The sequence below is a fragment of the Litoreibacter sp. JB4-2 genome (assembly GCF_055693445.1).
In genome coordinates, this window is the sequence record NZ_CM146334.1 from 3,963,335 (window position 1) to 3,988,173 (window position 24,839).

The following is a 24,839-nucleotide window of genomic DNA, read 5'->3' on the forward strand; positions in this document are numbered from 1 at the left end:
TCGAAAAATTCGGGCGTATCGGCGGCATCTTGATGCGCCACCTTGCGGGTTGTGCTGCTCATTGGGCCTCTCCACGCCACATATTGCGCGTAGGGTGGCGCGCAAGCGCGTCTCTGTCCAGTGGGGTTTGCGGCTCAACAAGTGGCCGCCCTCTCTTTTCACCGGACGCGCGACGTATTAGGTGAGGAGGGCAAACTCATCAGGTGGCCATGTCCTTTTTCAAGAAACTCAAGACCAAGCTTTTTAAATCCTCGTCCAAGCTGGATGAGGGGCTGGATGCCATTGTTTCTGACGGTGGGGTTGAGGAAGATGTTGCGGCATCTGAACCGCGCGAGGATCTGGATGCGGCCCGGAGGTTGGAAGAAGAGGCCCGCGCGCAGCGTGAGGCCGAAGCCGCCGCTGCTGAGGCGCGCCGTCTAGAAGAAGAAGCAGCCGCTGAGGCGGCGCGGCTGGAAGCCGAGCGGCAAGCCGCAGAGGAAGCAGCACGGGCGCAGAAAGCCGCGGAAGACGCAGCCGCGCGTGAAGCTGAGGCCGCGCGTGAGATGGCCGAGCTGCAGGCAGCGCAAGACGCCGCAAAAGCCGCGGCAGACGCAAAAGCGGCTGAGGAGGCTGCGCGCGCATTGGAAGACGCACGTGTCGCGCGGGAGGTGGAAGCCGCCCGGGTTGCGGCCGAAAAGCAGGCCGCCGAAGAAGAAAGCCGCCTTGCCGCCGAAGCCGAGGCCCAAGAGAAAGCGCGTCAGGCCGAAGAGGACGCGCAGCGCGCAGCCGACGAGGCTGCATTGCAACAGGCGAAGGCCAATGTGGCCGCCAGCCTCGATGCACCTGCCGCGGCCAGTGTTCTGTCGGAGCAAAGCGACGCGCCGGTGCCAGAGAAGAAACCGGGCCTGTTTGGCCGGTTGATGGGCCGGAAAGAGGCCAAAACGGTCATCCGCCGCGAGCTTGATGACGACATGTTAGAGGCGCTCGAAGAGCTATTGATCGCATCCGATATGGGTGTGAACACAGCCCTGCGCGTCACGGCGAACATGGCGGAGGGGCGCTTTGGCAAGAAGCTGTCCACACAGGAGATCAAGGAACTTCTGGCCTCAGAGATTGCCGCAATCATGGAACCAGTCGCCAAGCCCATGCCGCTTTACCCCAAACGCCCGCAGGTGGTGTTGGTGGTCGGTGTGAACGGGTCGGGCAAGACCACGACTATCGGCAAGCTGGCCTCGCAATTCCAACAGGCGGGCAAGAAAGTGGTGATCGCGGCAGGTGACACGTTCCGCGCGGCTGCGGTTGAGCAACTTCAGGTTTGGGGCGACCGTGCTGGCGTGCCCGTGCTGACCGCGCCTGAGGGGTCAGACCCTGCAAGCCTTGCTTTTGATGCGATGACCAAGGCGGAGGCCGACGGTGCAGACCTGCTGATGATCGACACGGCGGGCCGGTTGCAAAACCGCGCGGACCTGATGGAAGAGCTCGCCAAAATCGTGCGCGTCATTCGCAAAAAGGATGAAAGCGCGCCGCATAATACGCTGCTGGTGCTCGATGCAACAACAGGCCAGAACGCCTTGAATCAAGTTGATGTTTTCCAAAATATCTCTGACGTGTCCGGCCTTGTGATGACCAAACTGGATGGTACCGCCAAGGGCGGTGTCTTGGTGGCGTTGGCGGACAAGTTCGGGCTGCCGATACACGCCATCGGGGTTGGCGAGCAGATCGACGATCTCGCGCCGTTTGACCCCGAAGAATTCGCCCAAGCCCTCACCGGCATCGCGGCGGAATAGCTTTGCAGACCGCCCCTATGGCTTCGTTCTGTCAAAAATACTCAAATCCCACGGCAGTTGATCAAACGAAACTTATCGTATGAGCGACTGGCTGATCTCGCTTGAAGGGACGGCGCAGGGTCATCAGGTGGCGCTGTTTCTGGCTTTGCTGGCGGCATTTCTGCACGCGCTGTTCGGGGCATTGCAGAAGGGGCGGCACGACCCGTGGCTCAGCCGGGGGGCGATTGATCTCAGCTATGGGCTGATGGCCGCGCCTTTTGCGCTGTTTGTGGTCCCTTGGCCTGAGCCGCATATGTGGCCAATCTTCGCGGGCGTCTACGTAATCCATGTGATTTACAAGACCCTGCAGGGCTTCGCCTATACCAAGGGGGCCTACACGGTTGTCTATCCTGTGGTGCGCGGTACCGGGCCGCTTTTCGCGGTGATCGGCGCCTACCTGATTTTTGGGGAGCGGTTCAACGCAGGCCAGTGGCTTGGCGTTGGTATCTTGCTGTCGGGCATCTACGGTCTGGCGCTTTATAATCTGCGCACGATCACAGTTGATCGGGGCACGCTGGTGCCCGCACTTTGGCTTGCCGTGGCGACGGGGCTCTTTGTGGCGCTCTATACGACTTATGATGCGTACGGCATCCGCGCGACGGCTGATCCGTTTACCTTCCTTGCGTGGTTTTTCTTTATCGACGGGTTGTTCTTTATGCCTTGGGTCGCGGGCTACCTCTGGATCAGAAACCCAGATCGTCCTGACCTTGGCCCGTTGATGGCGCGCGGCGTTCTGGGCGGGGTCGTCGCTTTTTTCAGCTTTGGGTCGATCATGGTGGCGACAAGGCTCGACAAGGTGGGGGAGGCTGCGGTACTGCGCGAGACCTCGACCGTTTTTGCCGCCTTGATCGGCTGGCTGGTTTTGGGTGAAAAGGTCGGGCCGCGCCGCCTGAGCTTGATGGCTTTGATCGCGGCAGGCGCCGTGGTTGTAGAATTTGCAGGATGAAACATGGCTGAAAAACAAATCTCGCAAGGCCTGAAAATGGCGCTGGACCTGGGCCCGGTGCTGCTGTTTTTCGTGGCCTATACGCGGTTGAAGGATGAGGTCTACACGATTGGCGGGACCGAATATGACGGGTTCATCGTGGTCACCGCGGCCTTTGTGCCTGTTCTGTTGGCCTCCATCGCCATTTTGTGGAAGCTGACCGGCAAGATCAGCCGCATGCAGGTGATGACCGCGTTTTTGGTGATCTTCTTTGGCGGGCTGACCGTTTGGTTCAACGACGAAAAGTTCTTCAAGATCAAGACCACCATCGTTTACGGGTCCTTCGCGACCATTCTGGGCATTGGGCTTTTGCTCAAGAAAAGCTGGCTGGAATACATCATGGATGAGTTTCTGCCGCTGACAAATGAAGGCTGGATGATCTTCACCAAACGCCTAACCGCGGCCTTCGCCACACTTGCTGCGGTCAATGAGATTGTCTGGCGCACCATGTCGACCGACGCCTGGGTCAAGATCGAAACCTTTGGGTTTCCGGCCGCGCTGTTCGTTTTTTTCATGAGCCAGAGCTGGGTGTTTCAGAAATACGCCGATGAGCCGGAGGATGAGGCTTAAGGCCTTGTTTACCAAGGTGTAAATGAGCGGGCCTTGCGCCGCGATCTCGCCTAAATCTGCCTTTAGATCTTGCTCTACCGGGCTCTGTTTGCCCAGGTTTGGAGCTTTGGTACATGTTGCGTTTTCTGTCCTTATTGGCTTGCCTGTTCTCGTTTGCGTTGCCTGTGAACGCACGCGATGTGGGGCAACTGGTGTTGGACACACTTAACGTCACCACCCGCATCAGCCCGCCACCCTGGGCGGACGCATCTGACGCGCTTGACGCGCGGAGCGAGTTTGTGCGGCGTCAGGGCGTGGTCGAGAATGGCAATGATTTCTACATCTGGGAAGCGATCCCCAAAGGTGAGAGCTTTCAAGACTGGTCGCGGCTTTACGCGGTCACAGCGGAATACCCGCTGAACGGCGACCTGCAGGCTTACGCCAATGGCCAGATCAACCGGATGTCACGCGCCTGCGATGGGGTGACGCATCAAAACGCCCGCACGACGCCGGAAGGCACAAAGCTGTTCGTAGTCTATTGCCCCAGTTACAAAGACCGCCCCGCGATGGGGGAGGTCGCCTTTTTCAACATGCAGCTGGCGGGGGAGACCTTGGTCAAGAACTACCTGCATATCCGGGTACCAAGTTACAGCCTTGAGGGCGGCAAAAGCCCCGTCAGTCTTGAAGCAGTGCGCAAAGCATTGAGCCATGTGGCCCAGATGCGGCTGGCGCAATAGGCGCTACTGCGTGACCTCGATTGTGAGCGTGCCGATTGCGCTGCTGACCGCGTTGGAGCTGGTGTAGCGCAGCGTCTCCGTGCCGGAAAACCCGTCATTGGGGCGGTAGAACCACGTCCCGTCTTTTTCAAACACCGTTCCGTTTCTGGGCCCTGCGACCAGCGCCTGCATGGTGATGGTTTCCGCATTGAGCGTAGCGATGGGCAGGATTACGGGCTCCGTACCGGTTGCGCGCAGGACTTGGTCAGGCGCGGTGGGCTGCGGCGCGCCGGGGATCGCGAATGCGCCCTGCGATAATGTGTGGAAAGAGCCCGCGGCGACGGTTTTCAACCCTGTTGCGCGGATCATGTAACGCGCTTCCGCCGGGGCGTCAGGATCGGTGAATGTCTGCGCATCACCACCGAGTTTCGCTAGCCTTTCATACAGGCCCGGCCCCGTAGCGCGCAGAACTTTGTACCCGCTGGTGTCGGGATCAGTGGACGGGGTCCAACTAAGCTGAACCACCGCGCCATTGCGCGTTGCTTGCGGGCCGCTGGGCGGGGCCAGCATGAAGGCGCGCAGCGTCGGGTCGCCCAGCAGGTTCACCCAGATCGGATTGCGCCACAGGTAGTTGCCGGTCGGGTAGTAATCCATGCTGTCGCGGTAGGGTTGGCCATCTGCGCCATTGTTGACGGTGCGCAGATGCGCCTGCCCAATCGTGCCCCCCAAGGCCATGTGATGCAGCCGCCAAGAGGGACGACCGCCCCAACCGACCGCGACCGTGTACCAAGGCTGCGCCAACGTTTCGGTCAACACATTATTGCGCTTTTCGATCTTCTGTTTGCCGCTGCCGAAATTTATCACGAAGGCGGCTTTGTTTTGAAATTCATTGCGGTAGCGCTTGACCTTGTGCGCGCCGAAATCGACGCCCCAAAGCCATGGCTGCGTCTCGCCGATATCGTGGTGGCCGCCTTGTTTAAGCGCCGGTGCGCCTACCACATTGAGCAAGCCGTCGCGTTCGACGCGCAGATGGTTGGTGTCGGCATAGGCCTCGCGCAGGTCGCCATGAACCGCGTTGCGCCAATGGTGGTTCTTGTCGAAATAGGCGCGCAGCAGGGCGAGTTCACGGTCCTGATCTCGCTGACTGGCGCTGTGGAAGTCGATGCGCCCGACCTGCAGCTCAATCGCATCGCTTGGTAGCTTGTCTTCGCCAACCCGCAGCGTGCCTTCCGCGTCGCGGTACAGCCGCCACAACCCGTCCACATCGCCATAAAACAGATCGCTTGGGTGGGGCGTTGGCGCGTGGCCGTCAGGGGCGACATTGCCGGACACCACGAAGGGCAGGTGGCCAACGAGGATCACCGCATGCGGTTTGTCGGGATTGCGCTCATAGGTTTCTTTGATCCACTGGCGCAGTGCGGAGGCCTGTTCGATGCTTTCCTGACGCTTTTTGACGTTGCCGCGCGGGGCTTGCTGGAATTCGACCTCCCAGCCGTCGCCTGTCAGATCGCGCGCAAAGCGCAGCAGGCGCGGGGTCAGTGCCTCGGCGATGGTTTCGTCAATCAAGACCAGCGCGCGGCCACGGTTTTCAACGGCTGGAAGCGCCACGCCGGCGGTAAAATACCCCACATCAACAATGTCGCTATTGCTGCGCAGCACCTGATATTCATAGGCGATGCCCGGTTCGGTTGTGGCGTCGGTGTAGCTTTGCACCGAACCAAGTGCCGGGGCCAGCGTGGTCCAGCTTTGCCCGCCGGTCTGGCCAAGAAGGCGGCGTTTGATCGCGACATTGCCGACTTGCGGCGGCTTGGCGTCCGAGAAATCCAGACGCACCGCGCTTCCATCATCGGCGATCTGACCTGTCACGGCCAGCGAGGCTTCGGCGCGCTGCTGGGCCGAGGCGGCAAATGCCGAGGCGGCGATCAAGGACAGAAGAAGGGCAAAAAACCGAAAAGACATCATATCACTCACAAAAAATCAGATAATTCATAGCGTTGTGCCCGGTTTCGGGTCAAGGGCGGGGCGCGCCGGGCACAGGCAAGTGAGCATAGGTTACCGGAACTCTGGTGCCACGAAACGCGGTTCACCGTCGCGCCGGATCAAGAGCAAGATGCTCTTTTGACCGGCAGCGCGTGCTAGCGTGAGTGCTGTGTTCAACTGGCTAATACTGTCAACGCGCCGTTGGCTTGCTTCCCAGACGACATCGCCGGGGCGTAGGCCTTTCTCAAACGCGTTTCTGTGTGGCTCGACTTCAATGATGCGCAATCCGCCCTCTGGAGCTATCTCAACAGTCAGACCCAGATCGATGCGCAAAATCTCATTCTCAGAGCGGTTTTCAACGAGGCTGAGCGCCACAAAACGAGGGGCGCCGTCACGGCGCATAAGGATGAGCAGCGATTTTCGCCCGGCATTTGAGGCGGTTTCTGCGATGGTGCTGAGCTCCGCTGCGCTGCTTACGATTTGCTGGCCCGCCTCGGCGATCACGTCGCCCACACGCAGACCTTTTTCATATGCATGGCTTTTCTGGTCGATCGCGGTGATGCGCAGACCTGCCGGTTCGGTGCTGGGCGCGAGCCTGAAGCGGTAGAACATCTCGGCGACAGTTTCTGGGGGCAGCGGTGTCGGGTCAGGTGCGGGCGCCGGGATTTCAGGTGCAGGTTTGGCTTCGTCAACTGGTACGCGCGGTGCGTTTTCGCGGTCCCGCTCGGCCATAAAGGCGCGCCAGGCTTCGATATCTTCACGACTGAGGCCTTCGGGGGCGCTGCGCGCCGTCTCAAAGCCGAAAAACTGGGCGACCGGGGCAATAACGCCGTCGATCAGCTCGTCCTGAAACGATTTCCCCGTGACGGCGGAATAAAACAGCAACCCGACAAACATCGTGACCGAAAACAGGGCTGCCAGAACTTTTGACCAGCGTTCCGCCCGACCCGAGCCGAACACAAAGCCAAAATAGCCCAGCAGCAAAGCCACGCAGACGGTCGCCGCCTGAATAAAGGTATAGTCTTTTAACACACCGCCCCCCTGTCCGGGCATATACCCGAACAGAATTTCGTATCGCTGCGCAAAGTGCAATCGCTATGAGCGGTCAACTTACCCGGTATGGAAGAGGGTCGAGAACAGCTTCGGGTCTATGCTTTCAGCCGCGAATGTATCGCCTTCGGTCAGCACTGACACTGCGTCATGGCTGTGCAGGCTTTCCTGATGGCTGGCGATCACGCGGAAGTCGCCGATGCGGGTGTCTTTTTGCAGCTCAGCACAGAAAGACCGCGCAGCGTCTTCGACAAAGATCGGGTTGGCAGCGTTGAGTTCAGCAAAGGCCTGTTCATCCTCGCGCTTGACCATGACTTGCGTCTCGGTCGGCACGGCGGCGCGGCAATGGTCGATCAGATCTTCGAACCAGAGGCAATTCTGCTCGCACATGATCTCCACCGAGACGCGCGCGACGGAGCGCTGCGAATGCGGGGTCGCCAGCTGGCCGCGGAATTGGCGGGCATGTTCTGACAGCTCCAGCGAGCAAGGGCATGTCGAGGAATAAACATAGTCGAGATGCATGAATTTGCGGCGTTGCCCGCCCGCGTCCACGACCTCCAACGCGATGTCGTAATATTGGTACCCCTCAAGGCCGGAGCGCAGCGATTGCACCTTCATCGGGAAGGAAAAGCGCATCTGGATGCGGGCATCAAAACTTTCGAGGTCGGATTTATAGGCGTCCAGCGTGCGTTCGATCACATCGAAGGAAAATGTCTCATCGGCGCGCTTATAGAATGTGCGCATGATGCGCGACATGTTGATTCCTTTTTTCTCGGCCTCCAGTGACACGGTGCCCGTCACCGAGGTTTCCAGCGTCAACGGGCCGTTGTCGCGGGTCTGAAAGCGGATCGGCAGGCGGAAATTGGAGATGCCGACATGTTCGATATGCTGCTTTGCACCGCGGATCAGTGATGACGGCCCGTTTTGCAGATCTGGCATCGATGCTTTGTAGGCGTCATCCACCTTGAATTCTTCGGGGTAGGCGCGGGCCAGGGCAGGGTAGTTCGACACCTCATTGCCCGGCAACAAACGTGCCACCATCGGGTCAAGGTCAGATACCTCAACATCTGACGCGGTTTCCGCCCATTGGCGTAGCGTCTCTAAAGCTCTCTCGGCCTCGTCACGGCTGGGATGGCGGTCAATTTCCGGCGTGTGGACGTTCATAACTGTCCCCCCTTTGGTTCGCGCGTGGGACAGATATGGGGTCACCCCCAAGCAAAGTCCAATAATTTAATGTAAACTATACGCGACAAGGGGCCGGTTAGATCATATCCAAAGCGACCTTTATGTCGGCCAAAAGGTCATCGGCGTCTTCCAGCCCCACCGACAGGCGCAGCATGCCATCTGTGATGCCCAGCGTGGCGCGTTGATCGTCGGTCAGGCGCTGATGCGTCGTGGTGGCCGGGTGGGTGATGATCGACTTGCTGTCGCCCAGATTGTTGGAAATCACCGGTATTTTCAACGCGTTGAGCAGTTTGAACGCCGCCTCCTTGCCGCCTGCGACATCCAAAGCAATCACAGTGCCGCCTTGGTCCATCTGGCGTTTTGCGACGTCATATTGCGGGTGCGACGGCAAATGCGGGTAGGCGACATTGGTCAGTTTGTTGTGCCCGTGCAGCGCCGTCGCAAGCTTGAGCGCGCTTTCCGCCTGTGCAGCGCAGCGCAGATGCACGGTTTCCAACCCTTTGAGCAGCAGCCAGGCGTTGAACGGCGACAGCGCCCCGCCGGTATGCTTGAGGTAAGGTTCCGCAGTTTTGCGGATGAAATCCTTGCTGCCAAGGATGACCCCGCCCAGACAGCGGCCTTGGCCGTCAATGTGTTTGGTGGCCGAATAAATCACCACATCCGCCCCGTCGCGTAACGCGTGGCCAAAGACCGGCGTGGCGAAGACGTTGTCGACCATCACGGTCGCGCCCTTGGCATGAGCGATCTCGGCGACGGCTTTCAGATCGACGACCTCCAAAGTTGGGTTGGCGACGGTTTCCAGAAAGACGATTTTTGTGTCGCCGCGCACGGCGGCGCGCCAAGCGTCCAGATCAGTGCCGTCTACGAAGGTGACTTCGACGCCCCAGCGCGGCAGCAGCTCTTCAAGGATGTACAGGCATGAGCCAAACAGCGCGCGCCCGCTGACCACATGGTCGCCCGCTTTCAATGCGCTGCACAAAGCGCCATTCACCGCAGCCATGCCGCTGGCAGTGGCAAACGCGTCCTCAGCGCCTTCAAGCGACGCGATGCGGTCTTCGAACATGCGCACGGTGGGGTTGCCGTAGCGGGCGTAGATATATTCGTCATCGCCGCTTTCGATGAACCGCGCCTCGGCGGCTTCGGCGCTGTCATAGACAAAGCCCTGCGTCATGTAGATGGCTTCCGACACTTCGCCATATTGCGAACGGCGGGTGCCTGCGTGAACGGCGCGGGTGCGGGGGGAAAAGTCTTCCAGTGACCGGTCAGTCATATCTTCTATCCTTCAGCGGGATCGGCGTCCCAAAACAAAAAAGCCTCCACCGGGAAAAGGGGGAGGCTCATGCATAGATGCATATGTTCCATCCTCTTTAGCGGCATATTTAACGTGGCCCGCAATCCGGTAACAAATCGCCACGCAGGTTGGTTACGCCCGCGCGGCAGAGGGGTCAAGGCCCTAGCGCGGATTTGCGCCGCAGATGGCGGTCAATTCTTCGTGGCAAACGCTAGCGATGCCGGTCCAGCAATTTTTCTGAGTGTTCCACCCGCTATAATTTTGTCCATGCGCCCAAGGCCAACGGGACGAAAGAGCTGCTTCATTGGCTGAGGTGTCGGCACTTAGAAGGCCCTCGGCGGAAAAGAAAGAGCGTAACGGTCCTGTCTCAATTTCTGTGACAATGGGGCGGCCTAGGCTGACGGTCTCCGTCTTGATCGCAAGCGCGTCGCGATTGACGTAGCCCGCGAAAGAACAAACCTTTTCAAGATGCGGGGCCAGAATTCTAGTGCGGAAAAATAGGTTCCCTATTGGCAAATCCGCGGGATCAGTACGCTGGGCAATTTGGCAGACGTTCTGCAATTCTAGATCTATGAGCCCGCCCTCTTGCAGGTCTGCGCTTAGCACTGGGGGCTCTGCGCTGAGCACCTGCCGAAACACATCCGGCGGTCCCGCCTTTAAGGACAATGGTCGGGCGGAGTGGCCCTCAAAACATATAACTGCGGTTTCAATCGTCTGCGGGCCTGCGCCGGTATCCAGCTGCGCCGCTACGGTGACGCGCTTGCCCTCACCGTTTTCCCAAACCGCTTTGTTCTTGGCATCCATCCGCCAGACATTCACCTGGTGTTGCACCGGATAGTACACGGCCAATTTGTAGCTCGCGAAATAGAAGAAAAACAACGGTAGGATCGTTAAAATGCCCAAGACCCAAAGAAACAATTTGTAGAGTGCCACTTAAGCTCCTGTCATCATGTCTGCGTGCATTCGGTGTGCAATGCTCCTTTTGGCATCATGGAATATCGACCAGCGCGCCCCTGACGGTGACCACCCCAGTGCTTGAAAGCTCGGCGCTTGCAGCGCCTTTCACGGTGAGCGTTGCATCGGCATCGCAAAGGATGTCCGTGCCCGTCACGGTCACATCGCCATCCGCGTCGAGCACCACGTCCTTGCCCGCGTCGAGCGTAATGTCTTTGCCGCTTTTCAAAGTGATACCGCTCTCACTCATCGTGATGGCGTTGCCGTGGCTGTCCCGAAGCGCAACCAAAGCGTCTTCGTCGTCCAGCACGATGCTGTGCCCGCCGGGGGTTTCCATGGTCAGGATTTTCTTGGCGTCATCAAAGCTGATCTTGAGCCCTACGCGACTGGTGATGGATTTAAGGCTGTTTTCCGCTTCCGCCTCATCGCTGCGCGCGGCCACGCCGTTATGCAAGGCGCCGATGATCACGGGGGCGTCCGGGTCGGCGCCAAGGAAAGCGACCACCACCTCATCGCCGATTTCGGGCAAGAACTGGATACCGGCCCCGTTGCTGGCATAGGGCTGGGCGAAGCGCGCCCAAAGCTCGGCCCCGTCTTGGCCCAAAAGCGGCAGGCGCAGCTTGATGCGCTGTTTGTTTTCCGGGTCGTCGGACGTTTGGATCACCTTGCCGATCTGCATCCCTTGCGCATCCGGCGTGCGGGCAGGCGGGCGGGGCAGGCCCAGATGCGCGCTGGTTGTCCAAGTGCCGTCTTCAATCTCATGCGTCACGCCGCTGATATAGGCCTGCCCGCTGAACCGGCGGCCGAGCCCGTCGATCTGCAAAATCTCACCCGGGCGCGCGAGGCCTGAGCCTATGAATCGGCAAGTCCCTTGGATCGCTGCCAGTGAGGTGTGCGTGAGACGCGCCTTGGCTTGTTGCGCCAATTGGGTTTCGGTGTCGCCTTGCGCGCTGAAGGACTCCGTCACCGGGCCATGGGTGGCGGCCAGTTTCTTGGCGCTATCCGCGCCCCATTTGATGTCCGGGACGCCGTCTGAATTTCCGCGCACCGTTTTCTGCGTGTCCTGATCCCAAGCGCTGCCTTGTGCCAAGGTGATCAAATCCTGCGTCTCGACGCGCGCATCGAAGTCGACAATATCGAAGCCCAATGTAACGCCGAGCGGTGCTGCCCCGCTTATGTCGGGCGGCGCGACGGTGATCGTGTTGCCCGTCGTGGAGATGACCAATCCCGCCTCAAGGCTGAGGTCGTGAATATAGCCCCAATCGCTGCGGCCGGCGCGTAGCCGGGTCCGGGCGTCGCTGCGCGCATCGTCAACCTCAGCCGTCAGGCCCGCATCGCTGGCAATCTGGCTGATGATCTCGCCTATCGTTTTGTCCGTGTAGACCGCGTCGCGTGCCGGGCCGTCCAATTTGAAGGCGCTGGCGCGGGCGGTGACCTCAAGCACCAAGCCACTGGCATGGATTTGCAGCGCGGCGGTTGTGACCACGCCGTCAAACAGCGCCATCTCAGTGCCGCGGCCGTAGAAGGCGGAGATCGTGATTTCGTCGCCCGCTTCAAACAGTTTGCCGTCGGTGAGGGGGAATTTGCTGGTGGCCACGTCGCCGTCGCTCAGCCGGATCACGGCCTCAGACACCTGGCCCAGGGTGGCGCGGGTCTTGACGCTGAGCACGTCGGCGGTATCGGGGAGGGTGCGCCCGTTGGATGTGATTTTGACCCCGACGGGACCGTCGGCTCCCTTCGCTGGACTGACTGGCATTGGCGCGCACCTTTCAAATTGGTAAATTCCGCAACGCTAGCCTTGAAAGAGGCACGCGGCAAGAAAACCCGCTGATTGCGCATGCGGGGTGGGGCGGCTAAGCCTTCGTGAACAGGGTAGTGAACCGGGAGACGCGCCTCATGTATATCGAACCCTTCGGCGTTGAGCAGTGGATGAACGCATGGGAAACCAAATGCGAGCTGAACCTTGCGGAGACCTGCGTTGAAAGCCTGACCATCGCCGAGCTATTGCAAATGTCGGGGCAAAACGCGGATGACCTGTCGGCGCTTCTGCCGATAAAAATGACCTACGGGGCGATCGAAGGCTCAGACCGGCTGCGGGCGGCGGTTGCCACGCTCTACGACGCGCATGCGCCTGAGGATATCGTGATCACCCATGGGACCATCGGGGCGAATATGCTGGTTCACAAAGCGCTGGTGGAACGCGGCGACACGGTGGTGGCCATCGTGCCAACCTATCAGCAGCATTATTCCATCCCCGCCAGTATCGGCGCGGATGTGCAGCGCTTGCAGCTGTCGGAGGCCGATAATTTCCTGCCCGACCCGGACGCGTTGCGCGCCATTGTCACGCCCGAGACGAAGCTGATCGCCATGAACAATCCCAACAACCCGACGGGCGCCTTGATGCCGCGCGCGCTGATGGAGGAGGTCGCCGCAATCGCGCGGGGCGTGGGCGCCTATATCCTGTGTGACGAGGTGTATCGCGGCACCGATCAGACGGGGCCGGGAATGTCAGCCTCCATCGTGGATGTCTATGAGAAGGGGATCAGCACGGCGGGCATGTCCAAGGCGTTCTCCTTGGCCGGGCTGCGGCTGGGGTGGATCGCCGCGCCGCATGAGGTGATGGAAAAGGTCGCCATTCATCGCGACTATGACACGATTTCGGTGGGCCTGATCGACGACCATTTCGCGACGATGGCGTTGGAAAGCAAAGACCGCATTCTGGCGCGCAGCCACGCGATCACGCGCCGCAATTTGCAGGTGCTGTCAGATTGGGTCGCGGGCGAGCCGCGCATCAGTTGGGTCAAACCGCAATCGGCCACGGTTTGTTTGCTGAAATACGATCTCGACATGCCGTCATATGAATTCTGCGTCGCGCTGCTGCGCGACACCGGCGTTATGCTGACTCCCGGCTCGGCCTTGGGCATGGAAGGCTATGTGCGCATCGGGTTTGCAAATAATGGCGATGTCTTCAAAGCGGGATTGGCGCGCCTGTCGGAGTTTCTGGCGGCGCAAGGTTAGGGCTTTGAACTGAAGTTTTAGCCTCACTTTGTGCCCCGACGCGGCTTGGCGCAGCATGATTGCCCGCGACAGCGCCACGGGCAATCACGGCTTGGATCACATCTCGATTATCTCGACGACCTCAACCGTGCCGGTGTCGCCTTCCACCATCGGGCACCCCTTGGCGAGCGCCAAAGCCGCGTCCATATCGGCGGCTTTCACGACGGTGAAGCCTGACAGCGGGTTCGCGCCCCCATCATCTGCGACGCCACCATTGCTGACGGTTTTTGACTTGCCCACTGGCCCGCCGGGGTTGACGAGACTGTCGCCCATGCCGCCATACCACGCGTTCCATTTGGCCATTTCGGCGGCGCCTTCTTCGGGCGTGTCGGGCATTTTGCCGCCGTGATAGGCGAAAATAAAGTCGGGCATATAAACATCCTCCAATGTTGCGGGCGGTCGTTATGACAGCCCTTTTTCTAGTTTGTCGTAGATGGCCATCCACCCTTTGGTGTGGCCCGCGCGGGCGCTGTCGCTGGGCAGGCCGTTATGGCTGAGCGTGAGCGTCGCTTTGTTGTCGCCCGCCTCGGACACCTCGATTGTCACCTGGGTTTCTGTTTCGCGCGGCCCGCCGGGGCCGCCATCATGCCAGGCCCAGGTGAAGGCGATGAAACGCGGCGGGTCGACCTGGGTGACCTCGCCCGAGACCATCTTTTGGGTGCCGTCGGGCAGCTCCATCACCGCATGCCATGGGCCGGGCTGTGAGAAATTGAGGTTGTGTTCCGGCACGATCATCCCGTCATGGCCCCACCAGCGCACCATGTTTTGTGGCTGGCTGATCATGTCGAATACTCTCAGGGCGGAGGCGGGCATCACCCGGCTGAGCGTCACTGTGTCAGTCATTTTGGTCCTCCAACAGCGCCCGTTCGATGCGGTCGATGCTCGCCTCCCAAAAGGCGCGGTGGTCCATGGTCCAGTCGCTGACCTGCCGGATCGCCTCAGGGCGCACAGTGTAAAGCCGTTGCTGGCCCTGCACCCGTCGGCTCACAAGCCCAGCTTTCAAAAGCACCGATAAATGGCGGGACACGGCCGGGCCGGAGATGTCGAACATCTCGCTGATCTGGCCCGCGGGGGTTTCGCCGTCACGCATCAAGCGTTCGATAATGTCGAACCTGTAAGGGTCGCTCAGAGCGGCAAAAAGGGTGGGCATCATACTCATGACGTATTATTTAGCATAAATGTTAAATAACGTAAATGCTAAATATTAAGCGCCCGCTAGAACGCCGTATCGCCCCTAGAACGGCACCACGTAGCCCATCAGCACCAAGCTGCGCATCTCGGTGGTGGTTTGCACCAGCTGCACATAGTCGGGCGTGAAAACCATGGAGAACAGGTCAGGGGCCATATGGATTAGGTTATGCATGGCGGCCACCATCACGGTGACGCCCGCCGTTTGTGCGCTGATCCATTCCGCCCCGCGCATCCGAAACAGCTCCTTAATCGCAAAGCCGATCACCATGGCCATGCCGCCATCGGCGACAAGCGCCAACATAATATCCGTATCTGGGTCGGATGTGCCCAACAGGTGGACGCGCGCAAACCGGCTGATGAAAACGGCAAACATCCCAAGGACGAACGCCCCTGCAATGCTGAGCGGGTAGAGCGCGTTTTCCACGATCCCGCCGGTCAGTTTGACGTCTTTGGTAGGTTTGCGTTCGACCACGACCAAGCCTTCAGCCGCTTGGGTCGTGCCTTGCGCGATGCGCGCCAAACGGTCTTGAAAGTCGCTGGACTGGGAAATGTTTCCGCCACTCATGATAAATACCTCTAAAATACCCTGTATCAACCCGCCCTTGATCCGTGTCGTTTTGGGCAGGAATAAGGTTTACCGGCGGAAATTTTGTGCGCGGCGCACGCGCGCCGTTGACACCTAGCTGCGCAGCGGCCAACCCTTTACCCCATGTTTGACCTGCGCCCGGTGGGCTATGTGATCGGCCTGTTGGTGGGCGTTTTGGGCATCTCGATGCTGGTGCCGATGGCCGTGGATATGGCCGCGGGCAACGGGCATTGGCCCGTTTTCGCCCAATCCGCGATCCTGACGGTGATCACTGGCGGGTTGCTGGCGCTGGCGACGTCAAACGGTGTCGGGCAAGGGTTATCGATCCAGCAGACCTTTCTGCTGACCACCACGGTCTGGCTGGCCTTGCCGCTGTTTGGGGCGCTGCCATTCTACATAGGCAATGACACCGTGCGCTTTGTGGACGCGTTTTTTGAGGCGATGTCGGGCCTGACCACGACCGGCTCAACGGTGCTGTCAGATATTTCGATCATGCCGGAAGGGCTGAAGATTTGGCGCGGGTTGATGCAGTGGTTCGGCGGCATTGGGATCATTGTGGTCGCCATGGTGTTCCTGCCTGAGCTGCGGGTCGGGGGCATGCAAATTTTCCGCTCCGAAGGCTTTGATACATTTGGAAAAATCCTGCCCCGCGCGGGGGAAATCGCGCGCAATATCTCGGTGATTTACCTGGCTTTGACGGTATCTTGCGGGCTCGCCTATTTTGCTGCCGGACAATCCGCGTTGGACGCCACGACCCATGCGATGACGACGATTGCGACGGGCGGGTTTGCCAATCATGACGCGTCTTTCGGGGCCTATTCCGGGGCGTCGGAATATGTCGGGGCGGCGTTCATGATGCTCGCGGCCTTGCCATTCGTGCGCTATGTGCAACTGCTCGCGGGGACGGCAAAGCCGCTCTTCCGTGACAGCCAAATCCAGACGTTTTTCGGTATTGCGGCGGTCTTGGTCGTGGTGCTGGCGCTATGGCAGCAGGCGACAGGCTACAACACCGGCGAAGAAGCGTGGCGCAAATCGCTGTTCAACGCGGTCTCAATCCTGACCGGCACCGGCTACGCGTCGGACAATTACCCGCTTTGGGGCACCTATGCGGTGGCGTTGTTCTTCCTCATGGGGCTAATCGGCGGCTGCGCGGGCTCCACATCTTGCGCGATCAAAGTGTTCCGCTTCCAGCTGCTGTTTGCCTCCATCAAGGCGCAGATCCGGCGCATCCACTCGCCCCACGGCATCTTTCAGCCCCGCTATCAGGGCCGCACCGTGTCGGAGGATGTTGTTTCCTCCGTGATGACGTTTTTCATCATGTTCATGGTGTCGCTCGGCGTTTTGGCGGTGCTGTTGGGCATGACAGGCCTCGATTTCATCACCTCCGTGTCGGGTGCGGCGACAGCGCTCGGCAATATCGGGCCCGGCTTGGGCGAGGTGATCGGCCCGGCTGGTAATTTCGCGCCTTTGAATGACACCGCCAAATGGCTGCTGATTGCGGGCATGCTGATCGGGCGGTTGGAGCTGGTCTCCGTCTACGTGCTGTTCACCCTGAATTTCTGGAGAAACTGATGTCCACCCGACCGCTTGGCGCCCAAATCTCCCACATGCTGCGCGACCGCGGCGTCACCCATATTTTCGGCATTCCGGGCGTACATAACCAAGAGATGTATCGCGGGATTGAGGAGGCGGGGCTGACCCACATCCTCGCCCGCCACGAACAGGGCGCGGGTTTTATGGCCGACGGCTACGCCCGCGCAACGGGGCGGCCCGGCGTGTGCTACGTGATCACCGGCCCGGGGCTTTGCAACGTCATGACGCCGCTGGGGCAGGCCTATTCCGACAGCGTCCCGGTGTTGTGTATTTCGTCTTGTTTGGATGAGACCGCCGCGCGCAAAGGCCAGCTGCACCAAATGAAAGATCAACGCGCCGCCGCCGAGACGGTCTGCGACTGGTCTGAGGAGGCCCGCACGGCGGAGGCGGCCTATGCTTTGATTGACCGGGCGCTCATGGAGTTTGGGGCAAAGCGGGCGCGACCCAAGCACATCCAAGTGCCCATTGCCCAGCTCGAAGCTTTTGCGCCGCCCTTCACAGCCTGGCGGCCCGAACCCGATACGGTGCCGGACGGCCATTTTCAGGTCACACGGATTCCAAGTGCGATCAAAGACAGCGTGCCGTTGGACATGGTGGATTTGATTGCGATCCGCCTTCTGCATGCGGAACGGCCACTGTTTGTGTTTGGCGGAGGGGCGCGAGAATGCGGGATGCTGAACGGTGTCCGAGAGGTTCTTGACTTGAGCAAGGCGGCGACCTTCACCACCTATGCCGGGCGCGGGATTGTACCAGCAGATTGGAGGCTCTCCTTTGGGTCTAATCTGGCCCGGCCCGAAAGCGCCAAGATCCTAGAGGCGAGTGATTGTGCGGTCTTCATCGGCACTGATTTATCCGAAGTTGACCTGTGGCGCGATACTGCTGGTCATTTGCCCGGCGCAATTCACATCAACATTGACCCAGAGGTCTTGGCAGCAGCTCACCTGAAGGATGAATGCCTTCTCCAAGACGCCGAAGACGTCATGTTCAAACTCAAAACGGCACTCTCGAAGCACAAAGAAAACCTAAAAAGGCCACCAAAATCGTCATGGTCGGAAGAAATAGTCGCTGGCTACCGCGACAAGTGGCGCGCTCAAGTCGCCTCCGAACGCCCCGGCATCGTCCCTGTCGCCGACGCGCTGCGCGACGCGCTGCCGCCCAAAACGATGATCTATTCCGACATGACCCAGTTTGCCTATGCAGCAAAAGAGGTTTGGGATATGGACGCGCCGGGTCATTGGCATCACCCGACGGGCTTCGGCACGCTTGGCTATGCGCTGCCGGCCTCCATTGGCGGTGCCGTCGCGCGGCCCGGTCTGCCCACGATCTGCATCATCGGCGACTACGGCTTTCAATACACAATGGCGGAGCTCGCCACGGCGGTGGAGCTGCAACTGCCGCTGCCCATCATCCTGTGGGACAATGGCAAGCTGGGCGAGATTGAGGACAGCATGGTGCGTGCCCAGATCGCGCCAAATGCGGTCCACCAGCAAAACCCCGATTTCCTGAAGCTGGCAGAGGCCTTCGGCGCCTATGCCGCAGGCCCGCAAACGCTGCCAGAATTCCAAGCCGCTGTGGAAGCCGCGCTGGACGCGGACTGCCCGACCATCATCCGCGTTACGCCGGGGATCGGGCTCTAAGGAAACCGGTATTCCAAAAAGACCAGATACGGCGCCAACTCGGGAGGGTTGGCGTTTTCGGGGTAGCGGGGGATGTAGGTGAAGCCGTGGCGCTCATACATGTTCAGCATCGCCTTGTTGCCGTTGACCGTGTCGACATAGATCGCGCGGCAGCCCATGGCGCGGGCCTCCGCTATGCGTAGTTCGAACAGCTTGCGGCCAAGCCCCAGACCTTGCGCCTCAGGGCGGACAAACATGCGTTTCAGCTCCGCCGCATCGGGGCGGATCTTGCGGATCACACCGCAGCCAAGCAGCGCGCCGCCCATATCTGTGGCAAGCAGCAGTCGCCCTTCAGGTGGGGTCAGCTCGTCCAAATGGGCCATCGTGTCGGCGGCCAGATCATCCGCTGACAAGACCGGGCCGCCGATAGCCCGCAACTTGTCCACCATGATCGCGTAATACTCCCGCATCATCTGCTCAAACGCGTCCGGGTCGGGCAGGGTGGTTACGAAGGTCAGTTCGAGTGTCATCTCAATCACCGCGTTGGGCAATCGTGCCCTCGCTGATCACAATCTGGGCCCCGGTCATTGTGCGCGCTCGGCGGCTTTGGGGGCTACCAGCAGCTGACCAGCACCGTCATGTCGCCCGCAGCAAGGGCAAGGTCCTCGGTCGCGAGCGCGCCGCCACTTGCGGATGGCGTGGCCGTCACCCCGTTTTCGGTCAGGAAAGATGCGATTTCGGTGGATTTGACGGCAAAGGCGGTGCCTTCTGGCAAGGCGCGCCCGGTGGTGTCAGTGGGCAACAAGATGCCGCTGACGGCACCGGTTTCGTCCAATACCGGCCCGCCCGCATCGCCCGGCAACGTGCCTATCTCAAGCCGTTTGAGACGGGCATCACCGGTCAGGCCCTGCAGGTCTTGCAGCGTGCCGAAGGTCATTGTTGGCGCGCTCAAAGCGCCCTCATAGGAATAGCCCGCGACCGCGACGGAGGAGCGCAAAAGCCCCGGATTGGGCGCAAAGCGCGCAAAGCCCAGCGGAACCAGCGTGTCCTTGGGTTGCAGCAGCGCCAGCCCACCGTCTGCGGTCGTGATTTCGGCCTCATAGGTGTCATCCAGCGTGATCCGTTCACAGCTTTGCACCGCGTCGGCCACGGTCACCACGCTGCCCGTACCGTCGACATAAAAGCCGGAGCGCGCCAGTTTTGGCTTACGCAGTTCGAGGCCCGCCAGCAGGTCAATCGATTGAGCTTCCTCGTTGCTGTCGGTGGCCTCTAAGCTGCCTTCGCGGGTGGTGAAGCTGTCTTGCATGATCGCGATGACGCGTTCCATCTCCGGCGCTCTTTCGGGCGGGTAGACCAGCGAGAAGCCTTTGACGTAGCCGCCGCCCAGCTTGGCGAAGCTGTAGCTTTGCACTGTGTCGTCAGCACCGCGCAGGGTGAAGCTGTCGGCCCGTTTGCGGCGTTCGCCCTCAACGGGGACGATTTCAAGCGTTTGCATGATCTCGTAAAGCCCGCCCAACGTTGCCTCGTCGCCCGCCTGACTGATCAGCAGAACCTGCACGTCGCTGCCCGACTTGGGCTTGTATTGGACGAAGGGGTAGTCGTAGCGGTCAAATTCTACCAACCCGGTGGGCAGTGTGATTTCAATCCCGGCCTTGCGTTCCACAACCGGGGCGAGGCCAAGGGATTTCAGGGCAAGATCATAGCTCGACATCAGAGCCGCACGTTGTTTCGTCGTCAGGATGCCTGTGACCTCATAACCGTTTGATTCCTGCCAGCGGGACATCGACGCGCGGGTGCCTCGCCCGAATGACCCGTCAATAGCGGCATTGTAGAACCCAAACCATTGCAGGGCGGTTTGCAGATCGCGTTTTTGGTCGCGGGTCAAGGCGCGCTCGGATGCGCGGGCCTGCCTTGGTGTCTCAAACAGCTCAGACGGCGCGGTTTGGACCGTTGGCGTTGTATCAGTAGGCGTTTCCGTCGGCACGCTCGGCGTCACCGGCACTTGCGCGGCACCTGCGCGCGCGCCAACCGGCCAGAATTGCGCCCGGTAGCCGCGCCCATCGGCGAGATAGCTGTCAGACGGAATGATGCGGCCGCGTTTCAGCTCACGCAGCAGGGCCTGCGCCTGATCGGCGGAGGCATAGGGCCCAAGGGCAAGCGCGTACCAGCCGCCCGGCAGCCGGTATCCCACGACCTCATCAAAGGCTTGGGCGTATTCGCGGGCGCGTTCCTCGGCGGTGCGTAAGGTGGGGTGGGCCTCGACCTGAATCCAGGCTTGCTGCGCCTGCGCCGCGCTGGTTGATCCCCAAGCGGCCAGCCCAAGAAAAAACAGCGTCAAAAATGCTCGAACCATGTAGATATCCCCAATTCATTCGCGTCACGGCGCCCCATGCGCGAATCTTGGCGCTAAGATATCACCTGCACGCCCGAGCGCACCCCCGATAAATGCGAAAGCGCGGCGTTGTTGCCGCGTTGACCCCTCTGGCGGGTTTGCCTATTGAGGCGCCAACACCGCAGCAAAGGCACCCGTCATGGCCGACACGACCACACCGACCTCGTTCCAAGAGATCATTTTGCGCCTGCAAAACTACTGGGCCGCCCAAGGCTGCGCCGTCATGCAGCCCTATGACATGGAGGTTGGTGCGGGCACGTTCCACCCCGCCACAACCCTGCGTGCGCTGGGTTCAAACCCATGGGCCGCGGCCTATGTGCAGCCGTCGCGCCGCCCCACGGACGGGCGCTACGGCGAGAACCCGAACCGGCTGCAGCACTACTACCAATACCAGGTGCTGATCAAACCCAGCCCGCCCGAGATGCAAGAGCTGTATCTGGGCAGCTTGCGCGCCATCGGCATCGACTTCACGGTCCACGACATTCGTTTCGTCGAAGACGACTGGGAAAGCCCGACGCTGGGCGCCTGGGGGCTGGGCTGGGAGGTCTGGTGCGACGGCATGGAGGTCAGCCAGTTCACCTATTTCCAGCAGGTCGGCGGCCATGACTGCAAGCCTGTCTCAGGCGAGTTGACCTACGGCCTCGAACGGCTGGCCATGTATATCCTCGGCGTCGATCACGTCATGGACATGCCCTATAACGACCCGCAGGCGCCCATCGCGCTGAGCTATGGTGATGTGTTTCGCCAGACGGAGCAGGAATATTCCCGCTGGAATTTCGACGTGGCTGACACCGACACACTGTTGCAGCACTTCAAAGATGCGGAGGCCGAATGCCAGCGGATCCTCGACCAGCCCTATGACGACCCAAAGACGGGCAAACGCATCGTCATGGCGCACCCGGCCTATGACCAATGCATCAAGGCATCGCATTTGTTCAATCTGCTTGATGCGCGCGGGGTCATCTCCGTGACCGAGCGTCAAGCCTATATCGGCCGCGTCCGTGCGCTTGCCAAAGCCTGCGCCGACGCTTTCGTGCAGTCGGAGGCGGGCGGGTACACGGCTGAGGCCGCCAAGGAACAGGCATGAACGCCGGAAAGCTGGTTGGAATTTGTTTCATGATCACCGCCCTCGTCGCCGCCGGCTCGATGTATTACCTGCAGGTCTACGCCTTCTATGAGGAGCCGCGCACGGGCGATCCTGTCTTGCTGACCGCAATCGCCACTGGCGCGCCGGAGGAGATCATCGCCGATGACGTCACCTCCATCGACGCCACGTCGTCGCCCATTCGCTACCGCGCCTGCTTTACCACGCCGATGTCGCAATCGCTGCTGACGGAGGCTTACGTGCCGGCCCAAAACGCGGTCCCGCTGGTCGCGCCCAACTGGTTTGACTGTTTCGACGCCGAAGAAATCGGCGCGGCACTGGAAGCGGGCACTGCGCTGGCCTTCCTGGGCACCGAGAACCACGAATACGGCGTCGACCGCATCGTCGCGATCCATGAGGACGGGCGCGGCTTTGTCTGGCACCAGCTCAATGATTGCGGGCGCAAGCGCTATGACGGCACGCCCACGGGGCCCGAATGCCCCGCACTGGAAACGGAAAACTGATATGCCTGATCTGCTGATCGAACTCTTCTCCGAAGAAATCCCCGCCCGCATGCAATCGCGCGCCGCGAGCGATTTGAAAAAGCTGGTCACTGACGGGCTGGTGGAGGCGGGCTTGACCTACGCCTCCGCTGGCAGCTTTTCGACGCCGCGCCGCTTGTGCCTGACCGTCGAAGGCCTGACATCCGAAAGCGCCGCCACAAGCGAAGAACGCAAAGGCCCGCGCGCCGACGCGCCAGAAAAAGCCTTGGAAGGCTTTTTGCGCTCCACGGGTCTGACGGCGGATCAGCTGGAAAAGCGCGATCTGGGCAAGAAGGGCGAGGTGTTCTTCGCCGTGATCGAGAAGCCGGGCCGCGCCGCGTCCGAAATCATCGCCGAGGTGCTGGAGGCCACAATCCGCACCTTCCCATGGCCCAAATCAATGAAATGGGGCAGCGGGACGCTACGCTGGGTCCGGCCCTTGCACCGCATTCTGTGCATCCTGTCCGATGAGGCGGGCACAGAAATCGTACCTCTGGACGTGGACGGCATCACATCTGCCGACATGACGGAAGGGCACCGGTTCTTGGCCCCACAGCCGTTTTCTGTCACAAGTTTCGACGATTACAGCGCGAAGTTGAAACGCGCCCATGTCGTCCTTGATCCGCAAGAACGCGCCGATCACATCTGGGCCGACGCCACCTCCGCCGCCTTCGCGCAAGGTCTGGAAGTGGTCGAAGACAAAGGCCTGCTGGCTGAGGTTGCGGGCCTTGTTGAATGGCCTGTCGTGCTGATGGGCGATATTGACGAGACGTTTTTGGACCTGCCGCCGGAGGTCCTGCAAACCTCAATGAAAGAGCACCAAAAGTTCTTCTCTGTCCGCAATCCTAAGACCGGCCGTATCGAGAAATTCGTGACCGTCGCCAATGTTGAGACCGAAGACAACGGCGCGACTATTCTGGCGGGCAACCAGAAGGTGCTCTTTGCGCGTCTGTCTGATGCGAAATTCTTCTGGGAAAACGATTTGCGCGTTGCGAAAGCGGGCATGCAGCCTTGGTTAGATGCTTTGGAGAATGTCACGTTCCACAACAAACTGGGCAGCCAGAAAGAACGCATCGACCGCATCGCAGCGCTTGCGCGCGAAATCGCCCCCGTTGTCGGCGCCGATGCCGACCTCGCCGAACAAGCCGCCCGCGTCGCCAAAGCCGATCTCAGTTCCGAAATGGTCTACGAGTTCCCCGAACTCCAAGGCCTCATGGGCCGGTATTATGCGGAAGCCGCAGGCCTACCGGCGGAGGTCGCCAATGCCGCCGAGGAGCACTACTCGCCGCTTGGGCCTTCGGATGATGTGCCAACCGCGCCTGTTTCTGTCGCCGTCGCACTTGCCGACAAGATCGATACGCTGACAGGCTTCTGGGCGATTAATGAAAAGCCTACTGGTTCGAAAGACCCGTTTGCACTTAGACGAGCGGCACTCGGTGTTGTTCGTCTAATTATCGACAATTCCGTTTCAACGTCTCTCAAAGAAATGCTGTTGAAAGGCTTTGGCCCTCTACCTGCCGAGTGGTTGCAAGATGCTGGTCGCAATGCGGTTGGCGAGGCAAAAGTGGAAGCAGTGATTAGTGTCGAAGATGACGTTGTCACCTATGACGAAAAGCAGGCCGTAATATTCGATCTCCTTTCCTTCTTCCACGACCGCCTCAAAGTCTTCCTCAAAGACAAAGGTATCCGCCATGACATCATCGACGCCTGCATCGCGATGCCGGGAAATGACGACCTGACGCTTTTGGTCAAACGGGCAGAAGCCCTCTCCGAAGTGCTCAAAACCGAAGACGGGGAGAACCTCGTGCAGGGCTTCAAACGCGCCAACAACATCTTGTCCAAGGAAGAAGAGAAAGACGGCGTCTCCTACGAGCTGGACCCGAAGCCGGCGCTGGCGGAGACCGACGAAGAACGCGCCCTTTTCGCAGCGCTTGACACGGCGGAGGCCACGATCAAACCCGCGATGGCGGCGGAGGATTTCGGAACCGCAATGGAGGCCATGGCCACATTGCGCGGACCAATCGACGCCTTCTTCGAGGCCGTCAAAATCAACGCCGACGCCCAAATCGTGCGCCGCAACCGGCTTTGCCTGCTCAACCGCATCCGGGTGATTTGCGGCGGTGTCGCGGATTTGACGAATTTAGAGGGGTGATCCGGCTTCCCGGAAACGGTCCGGGGGACCGTTTCGCCGGATCACGGGCGGAGCCCCGTTTAGCCGTCTAAGAAATGATCCAGTGGACCGTTTCAGGCGCTTACGGGCGGA

Annotated in this window: 22 protein-coding genes and 1 riboswitch; of the genes, 10 read left to right on the top strand and 12 right to left on the bottom strand. The window is 60.3% G+C overall.

Annotated features, from left to right (window positions below):
* Nucleotides 1-209: 209 nt before the first annotated feature.
* The 4 genes from ftsY (at nt 210) to ACZ1G7_RS19910 (ending at nt 4,076) form a co-directional block, all read left to right on the top strand.
* Complete coding sequence (ftsY, locus tag ACZ1G7_RS19895) at nt 210-1,766, top strand: signal recognition particle-docking protein FtsY (RefSeq protein WP_472661184.1); 1,557 nt, start codon at nt 210-212, stop codon at nt 1,764-1,766.
* Between the two features lie 79 nt (nt 1,767-1,845).
* Complete coding sequence (locus ACZ1G7_RS19900) at nt 1,846-2,751, top strand: EamA family transporter (protein WP_472661185.1); 906 nt, start codon at nt 1,846-1,848, stop codon at nt 2,749-2,751.
* A 3-nt stretch (nt 2,752-2,754) separates the two neighbouring features.
* On the top strand, nt 2,755-3,360 hold the full coding sequence (locus ACZ1G7_RS19905) for an inner membrane-spanning protein YciB (protein ID WP_472661186.1): 606 nt from the start codon (nt 2,755-2,757) through the stop codon (nt 3,358-3,360).
* Nucleotides 3,361-3,473: 113 nt separating this feature from the next.
* The gene (locus ACZ1G7_RS19910; RefSeq protein ID WP_472661187.1) at nt 3,474-4,076 is read left to right on the top strand and encodes a hypothetical protein; all 603 of its coding nucleotides are present in this window, start codon (nt 3,474-3,476) and stop codon (nt 4,074-4,076) included.
* Nucleotides 4,077-4,079: 3 nt separating this feature from the next.
* Here the strand turns inward: ACZ1G7_RS19910 and ACZ1G7_RS19915 are convergent, their stop codons facing one another.
* The 6 genes from ACZ1G7_RS19915 to ACZ1G7_RS19940 all read right to left on the bottom strand — a co-directional run bounded on the left by ACZ1G7_RS19915 (nt 4,080) and on the right by ACZ1G7_RS19940 (nt 12,271).
* The gene (locus ACZ1G7_RS19915) at nt 4,080-6,014 is read right to left on the bottom strand and encodes a C25 family cysteine peptidase (RefSeq protein WP_472661189.1); all 1,935 of its coding nucleotides are present in this window, start codon (nt 6,012-6,014) and stop codon (nt 4,080-4,082) included.
* Between the two features lie 93 nt (nt 6,015-6,107).
* The gene (locus ACZ1G7_RS19920; RefSeq protein WP_472661191.1) at nt 6,108-7,067 is read right to left on the bottom strand and encodes a Do family serine endopeptidase; all 960 of its coding nucleotides are present in this window, start codon (nt 7,065-7,067) and stop codon (nt 6,108-6,110) included.
* A 78-nt stretch (nt 7,068-7,145) separates the two neighbouring features.
* Nucleotides 7,146-8,249 (bottom strand): GTP cyclohydrolase FolE2, encoded by a 1,104-nt coding sequence (folE2, locus tag ACZ1G7_RS19925; RefSeq protein ID WP_472661193.1) that lies wholly within the window; start codon nt 8,247-8,249, stop codon nt 7,146-7,148.
* 97 nt (nt 8,250-8,346) lie between these two features.
* Complete coding sequence (gene metZ / locus ACZ1G7_RS19930) at nt 8,347-9,540, bottom strand: O-succinylhomoserine sulfhydrylase (protein ID WP_472661195.1); 1,194 nt, start codon at nt 9,538-9,540, stop codon at nt 8,347-8,349.
* 76 nt (nt 9,541-9,616) lie between these two features.
* Nucleotides 9,617-9,694, bottom strand: a riboswitch (SAM riboswitch).
* Nucleotides 9,695-9,723: 29 nt separating this feature from the next.
* A complete protein-coding gene (locus ACZ1G7_RS19935; protein ID WP_472661197.1) occupies nt 9,724-10,494 on the bottom strand; it encodes a hypothetical protein in 771 nt (256 codons plus the stop codon).
* A gap of 55 nt (nt 10,495-10,549) precedes the next feature.
* Nucleotides 10,550-12,271 carry a phage baseplate assembly protein V gene (locus ACZ1G7_RS19940; protein WP_472661199.1) on the bottom strand — a complete coding sequence of 574 codons (1,722 nt, stop codon included), beginning with the start codon at nt 12,269-12,271 and terminating at the stop codon, nt 10,550-10,552.
* Nucleotides 12,272-12,411: 140 nt separating this feature from the next.
* Between ACZ1G7_RS19940 and ACZ1G7_RS19945 the strand changes: the two genes are divergently transcribed.
* Nucleotides 12,412-13,533, top strand: coding sequence for an aminotransferase (locus tag ACZ1G7_RS19945; RefSeq protein ID WP_472661201.1), 1,122 nt, complete (start codon nt 12,412-12,414; stop codon nt 13,531-13,533).
* Nucleotides 13,534-13,629: 96 nt separating this feature from the next.
* Here ACZ1G7_RS19945 and ACZ1G7_RS19950 read toward each other — a convergent pair whose 3' ends face one another.
* From ACZ1G7_RS19950 to ACZ1G7_RS19965, 4 genes are all read right to left on the bottom strand, one after another.
* Entirely contained in the window at nt 13,630-13,944 is a 315-nt protein-coding gene (locus tag ACZ1G7_RS19950) for a YciI family protein (protein ID WP_472661203.1), read from the bottom strand.
* A 30-nt stretch (nt 13,945-13,974) separates the two neighbouring features.
* A complete protein-coding gene (locus ACZ1G7_RS19955; RefSeq protein ID WP_472661205.1) occupies nt 13,975-14,415 on the bottom strand; it encodes an SRPBCC family protein in 441 nt (146 codons plus the stop codon).
* Nucleotides 14,408-14,731: an ArsR/SmtB family transcription factor gene (locus tag ACZ1G7_RS19960; protein ID WP_472661207.1), complete on the bottom strand. Its 324-nt coding sequence runs from the start codon at nt 14,729-14,731 to the stop codon at nt 14,408-14,410. Before ACZ1G7_RS19960 ends, ACZ1G7_RS19955 begins: the two co-directional genes overlap by 8 nt.
* A 75-nt stretch (nt 14,732-14,806) precedes the next feature.
* Entirely contained in the window at nt 14,807-15,328 is a 522-nt protein-coding gene (locus tag ACZ1G7_RS19965) for a hypothetical protein (RefSeq protein ID WP_472661208.1), read from the bottom strand.
* A gap of 144 nt (nt 15,329-15,472) precedes the next feature.
* Between ACZ1G7_RS19965 and ACZ1G7_RS19970 the strand changes: the two genes are divergently transcribed.
* Both ACZ1G7_RS19970 and ACZ1G7_RS19975 read left to right on the top strand, forming a co-directional pair.
* Nucleotides 15,473-16,921 (top strand): TrkH family potassium uptake protein, encoded by a 1,449-nt coding sequence (locus ACZ1G7_RS19970; RefSeq protein ID WP_472661210.1) that lies wholly within the window; start codon nt 15,473-15,475, stop codon nt 16,919-16,921.
* Nucleotides 16,921-18,579: a thiamine pyrophosphate-binding protein gene (locus tag ACZ1G7_RS19975; RefSeq protein ID WP_472661212.1), complete on the top strand. Its 1,659-nt coding sequence runs from the start codon at nt 16,921-16,923 to the stop codon at nt 18,577-18,579. Before ACZ1G7_RS19970 ends, ACZ1G7_RS19975 begins: the two co-directional genes overlap by 1 nt.
* On the opposite strand, the gene ACZ1G7_RS19980 is transcribed toward ACZ1G7_RS19975, so the two are convergent.
* Both ACZ1G7_RS19980 and ACZ1G7_RS19985 read right to left on the bottom strand, forming a co-directional pair.
* Nucleotides 18,576-19,088, bottom strand: a complete 513-nt coding sequence (locus ACZ1G7_RS19980) for a GNAT family N-acetyltransferase (protein WP_472661213.1) — start codon at nt 19,086-19,088, stop codon at nt 18,576-18,578. The genes ACZ1G7_RS19975 and ACZ1G7_RS19980 overlap by 4 nt on opposite strands.
* Nucleotides 19,089-19,171: 83 nt before the next feature.
* Entirely contained in the window at nt 19,172-20,911 is a 1,740-nt protein-coding gene (locus ACZ1G7_RS19985) for a peptidoglycan-binding protein (RefSeq protein ID WP_472661215.1), read from the bottom strand.
* Between the two features lie 178 nt (nt 20,912-21,089).
* On the opposite strand from ACZ1G7_RS19985, the gene ACZ1G7_RS19990 reads away from it, so the two are divergent.
* Genes ACZ1G7_RS19990 through glyS form a run of 3 tightly spaced genes read left to right on the top strand, consistent with a single transcriptional unit; the run spans nt 21,090 to nt 24,728 of the window.
* Entirely contained in the window at nt 21,090-22,037 is a 948-nt protein-coding gene (locus ACZ1G7_RS19990; RefSeq protein ID WP_472661217.1) for a glycine--tRNA ligase subunit alpha, read from the top strand.
* Entirely contained in the window at nt 22,034-22,558 is a 525-nt protein-coding gene (locus ACZ1G7_RS19995; RefSeq protein WP_472661219.1) for a DUF6446 family protein, read from the top strand. Before ACZ1G7_RS19990 ends, ACZ1G7_RS19995 begins: the two co-directional genes overlap by 4 nt.
* 1 nt (nt 22,559) lies before the next feature.
* Nucleotides 22,560-24,728 carry a glycine--tRNA ligase subunit beta gene (gene glyS, locus ACZ1G7_RS20000; RefSeq protein ID WP_472661221.1) on the top strand — a complete coding sequence of 723 codons (2,169 nt, stop codon included), beginning with the start codon at nt 22,560-22,562 and terminating at the stop codon, nt 24,726-24,728.
* Nucleotides 24,729-24,839: the final 111 nt, after the last annotated feature.

Bases quoted from the DNA above. Each gene is read 5' to 3' on its own strand.
- ftsY (WP_472661184.1), top strand. From the start codon at position 210: ATGTCCTTTTTCAAGAAACTCAAGACCAAGCTTTTTAAATCCTCGTCC.
- ACZ1G7_RS19900 (WP_472661185.1), top strand. From the start codon at position 1,846: ATGAGCGACTGGCTGATCTCGCTTGAAGGGACGGCGCAGGGTCATCAG.
- ACZ1G7_RS19905 (WP_472661186.1), top strand. From the start codon at position 2,755: ATGGCTGAAAAACAAATCTCGCAAGGCCTGAAAATGGCGCTGGACCTG.
- ACZ1G7_RS19910 (WP_472661187.1), top strand. From the start codon at position 3,474: ATGTTGCGTTTTCTGTCCTTATTGGCTTGCCTGTTCTCGTTTGCGTTG.
- ACZ1G7_RS19915 (WP_472661189.1), bottom strand. From the start codon at position 6,014: ATGTCTTTTCGGTTTTTTGCCCTTCTTCTGTCCTTGATCGCCGCCTCG.
- folE2 (WP_472661193.1), bottom strand. From the start codon at position 8,249: ATGAACGTCCACACGCCGGAAATTGACCGCCATCCCAGCCGTGACGAG.
- metZ (WP_472661195.1), bottom strand. From the start codon at position 9,540: ATGACTGACCGGTCACTGGAAGACTTTTCCCCCCGCACCCGCGCCGTT.
- ACZ1G7_RS19940 (WP_472661199.1), bottom strand. From the start codon at position 12,271: ATGCCAGTCAGTCCAGCGAAGGGAGCCGACGGTCCCGTCGGGGTCAAA.
- ACZ1G7_RS19945 (WP_472661201.1), top strand. From the start codon at position 12,412: ATGTATATCGAACCCTTCGGCGTTGAGCAGTGGATGAACGCATGGGAA.
- ACZ1G7_RS19950 (WP_472661203.1), bottom strand. From the start codon at position 13,944: ATGCCCGACTTTATTTTCGCCTATCACGGCGGCAAAATGCCCGACACG.
- ACZ1G7_RS19955 (WP_472661205.1), bottom strand. From the start codon at position 14,415: ATGACTGACACAGTGACGCTCAGCCGGGTGATGCCCGCCTCCGCCCTG.
- ACZ1G7_RS19960 (WP_472661207.1), bottom strand. From the start codon at position 14,731: ATGAGTATGATGCCCACCCTTTTTGCCGCTCTGAGCGACCCTTACAGG.
- ACZ1G7_RS19965 (WP_472661208.1), bottom strand. From the start codon at position 15,328: ATGAGTGGCGGAAACATTTCCCAGTCCAGCGACTTTCAAGACCGTTTG.
- ACZ1G7_RS19970 (WP_472661210.1), top strand. From the start codon at position 15,473: ATGTTTGACCTGCGCCCGGTGGGCTATGTGATCGGCCTGTTGGTGGGC.
- ACZ1G7_RS19975 (WP_472661212.1), top strand. From the start codon at position 16,921: ATGTCCACCCGACCGCTTGGCGCCCAAATCTCCCACATGCTGCGCGAC.
- ACZ1G7_RS19980 (WP_472661213.1), bottom strand. From the start codon at position 19,088: ATGACACTCGAACTGACCTTCGTAACCACCCTGCCCGACCCGGACGCG.
- ACZ1G7_RS19985 (WP_472661215.1), bottom strand. From the start codon at position 20,911: ATGGTTCGAGCATTTTTGACGCTGTTTTTTCTTGGGCTGGCCGCTTGG.
- ACZ1G7_RS19990 (WP_472661217.1), top strand. From the start codon at position 21,090: ATGGCCGACACGACCACACCGACCTCGTTCCAAGAGATCATTTTGCGC.
- ACZ1G7_RS19995 (WP_472661219.1), top strand. From the start codon at position 22,034: ATGAACGCCGGAAAGCTGGTTGGAATTTGTTTCATGATCACCGCCCTC.
- glyS (WP_472661221.1), top strand. From the start codon at position 22,560: ATGCCTGATCTGCTGATCGAACTCTTCTCCGAAGAAATCCCCGCCCGC.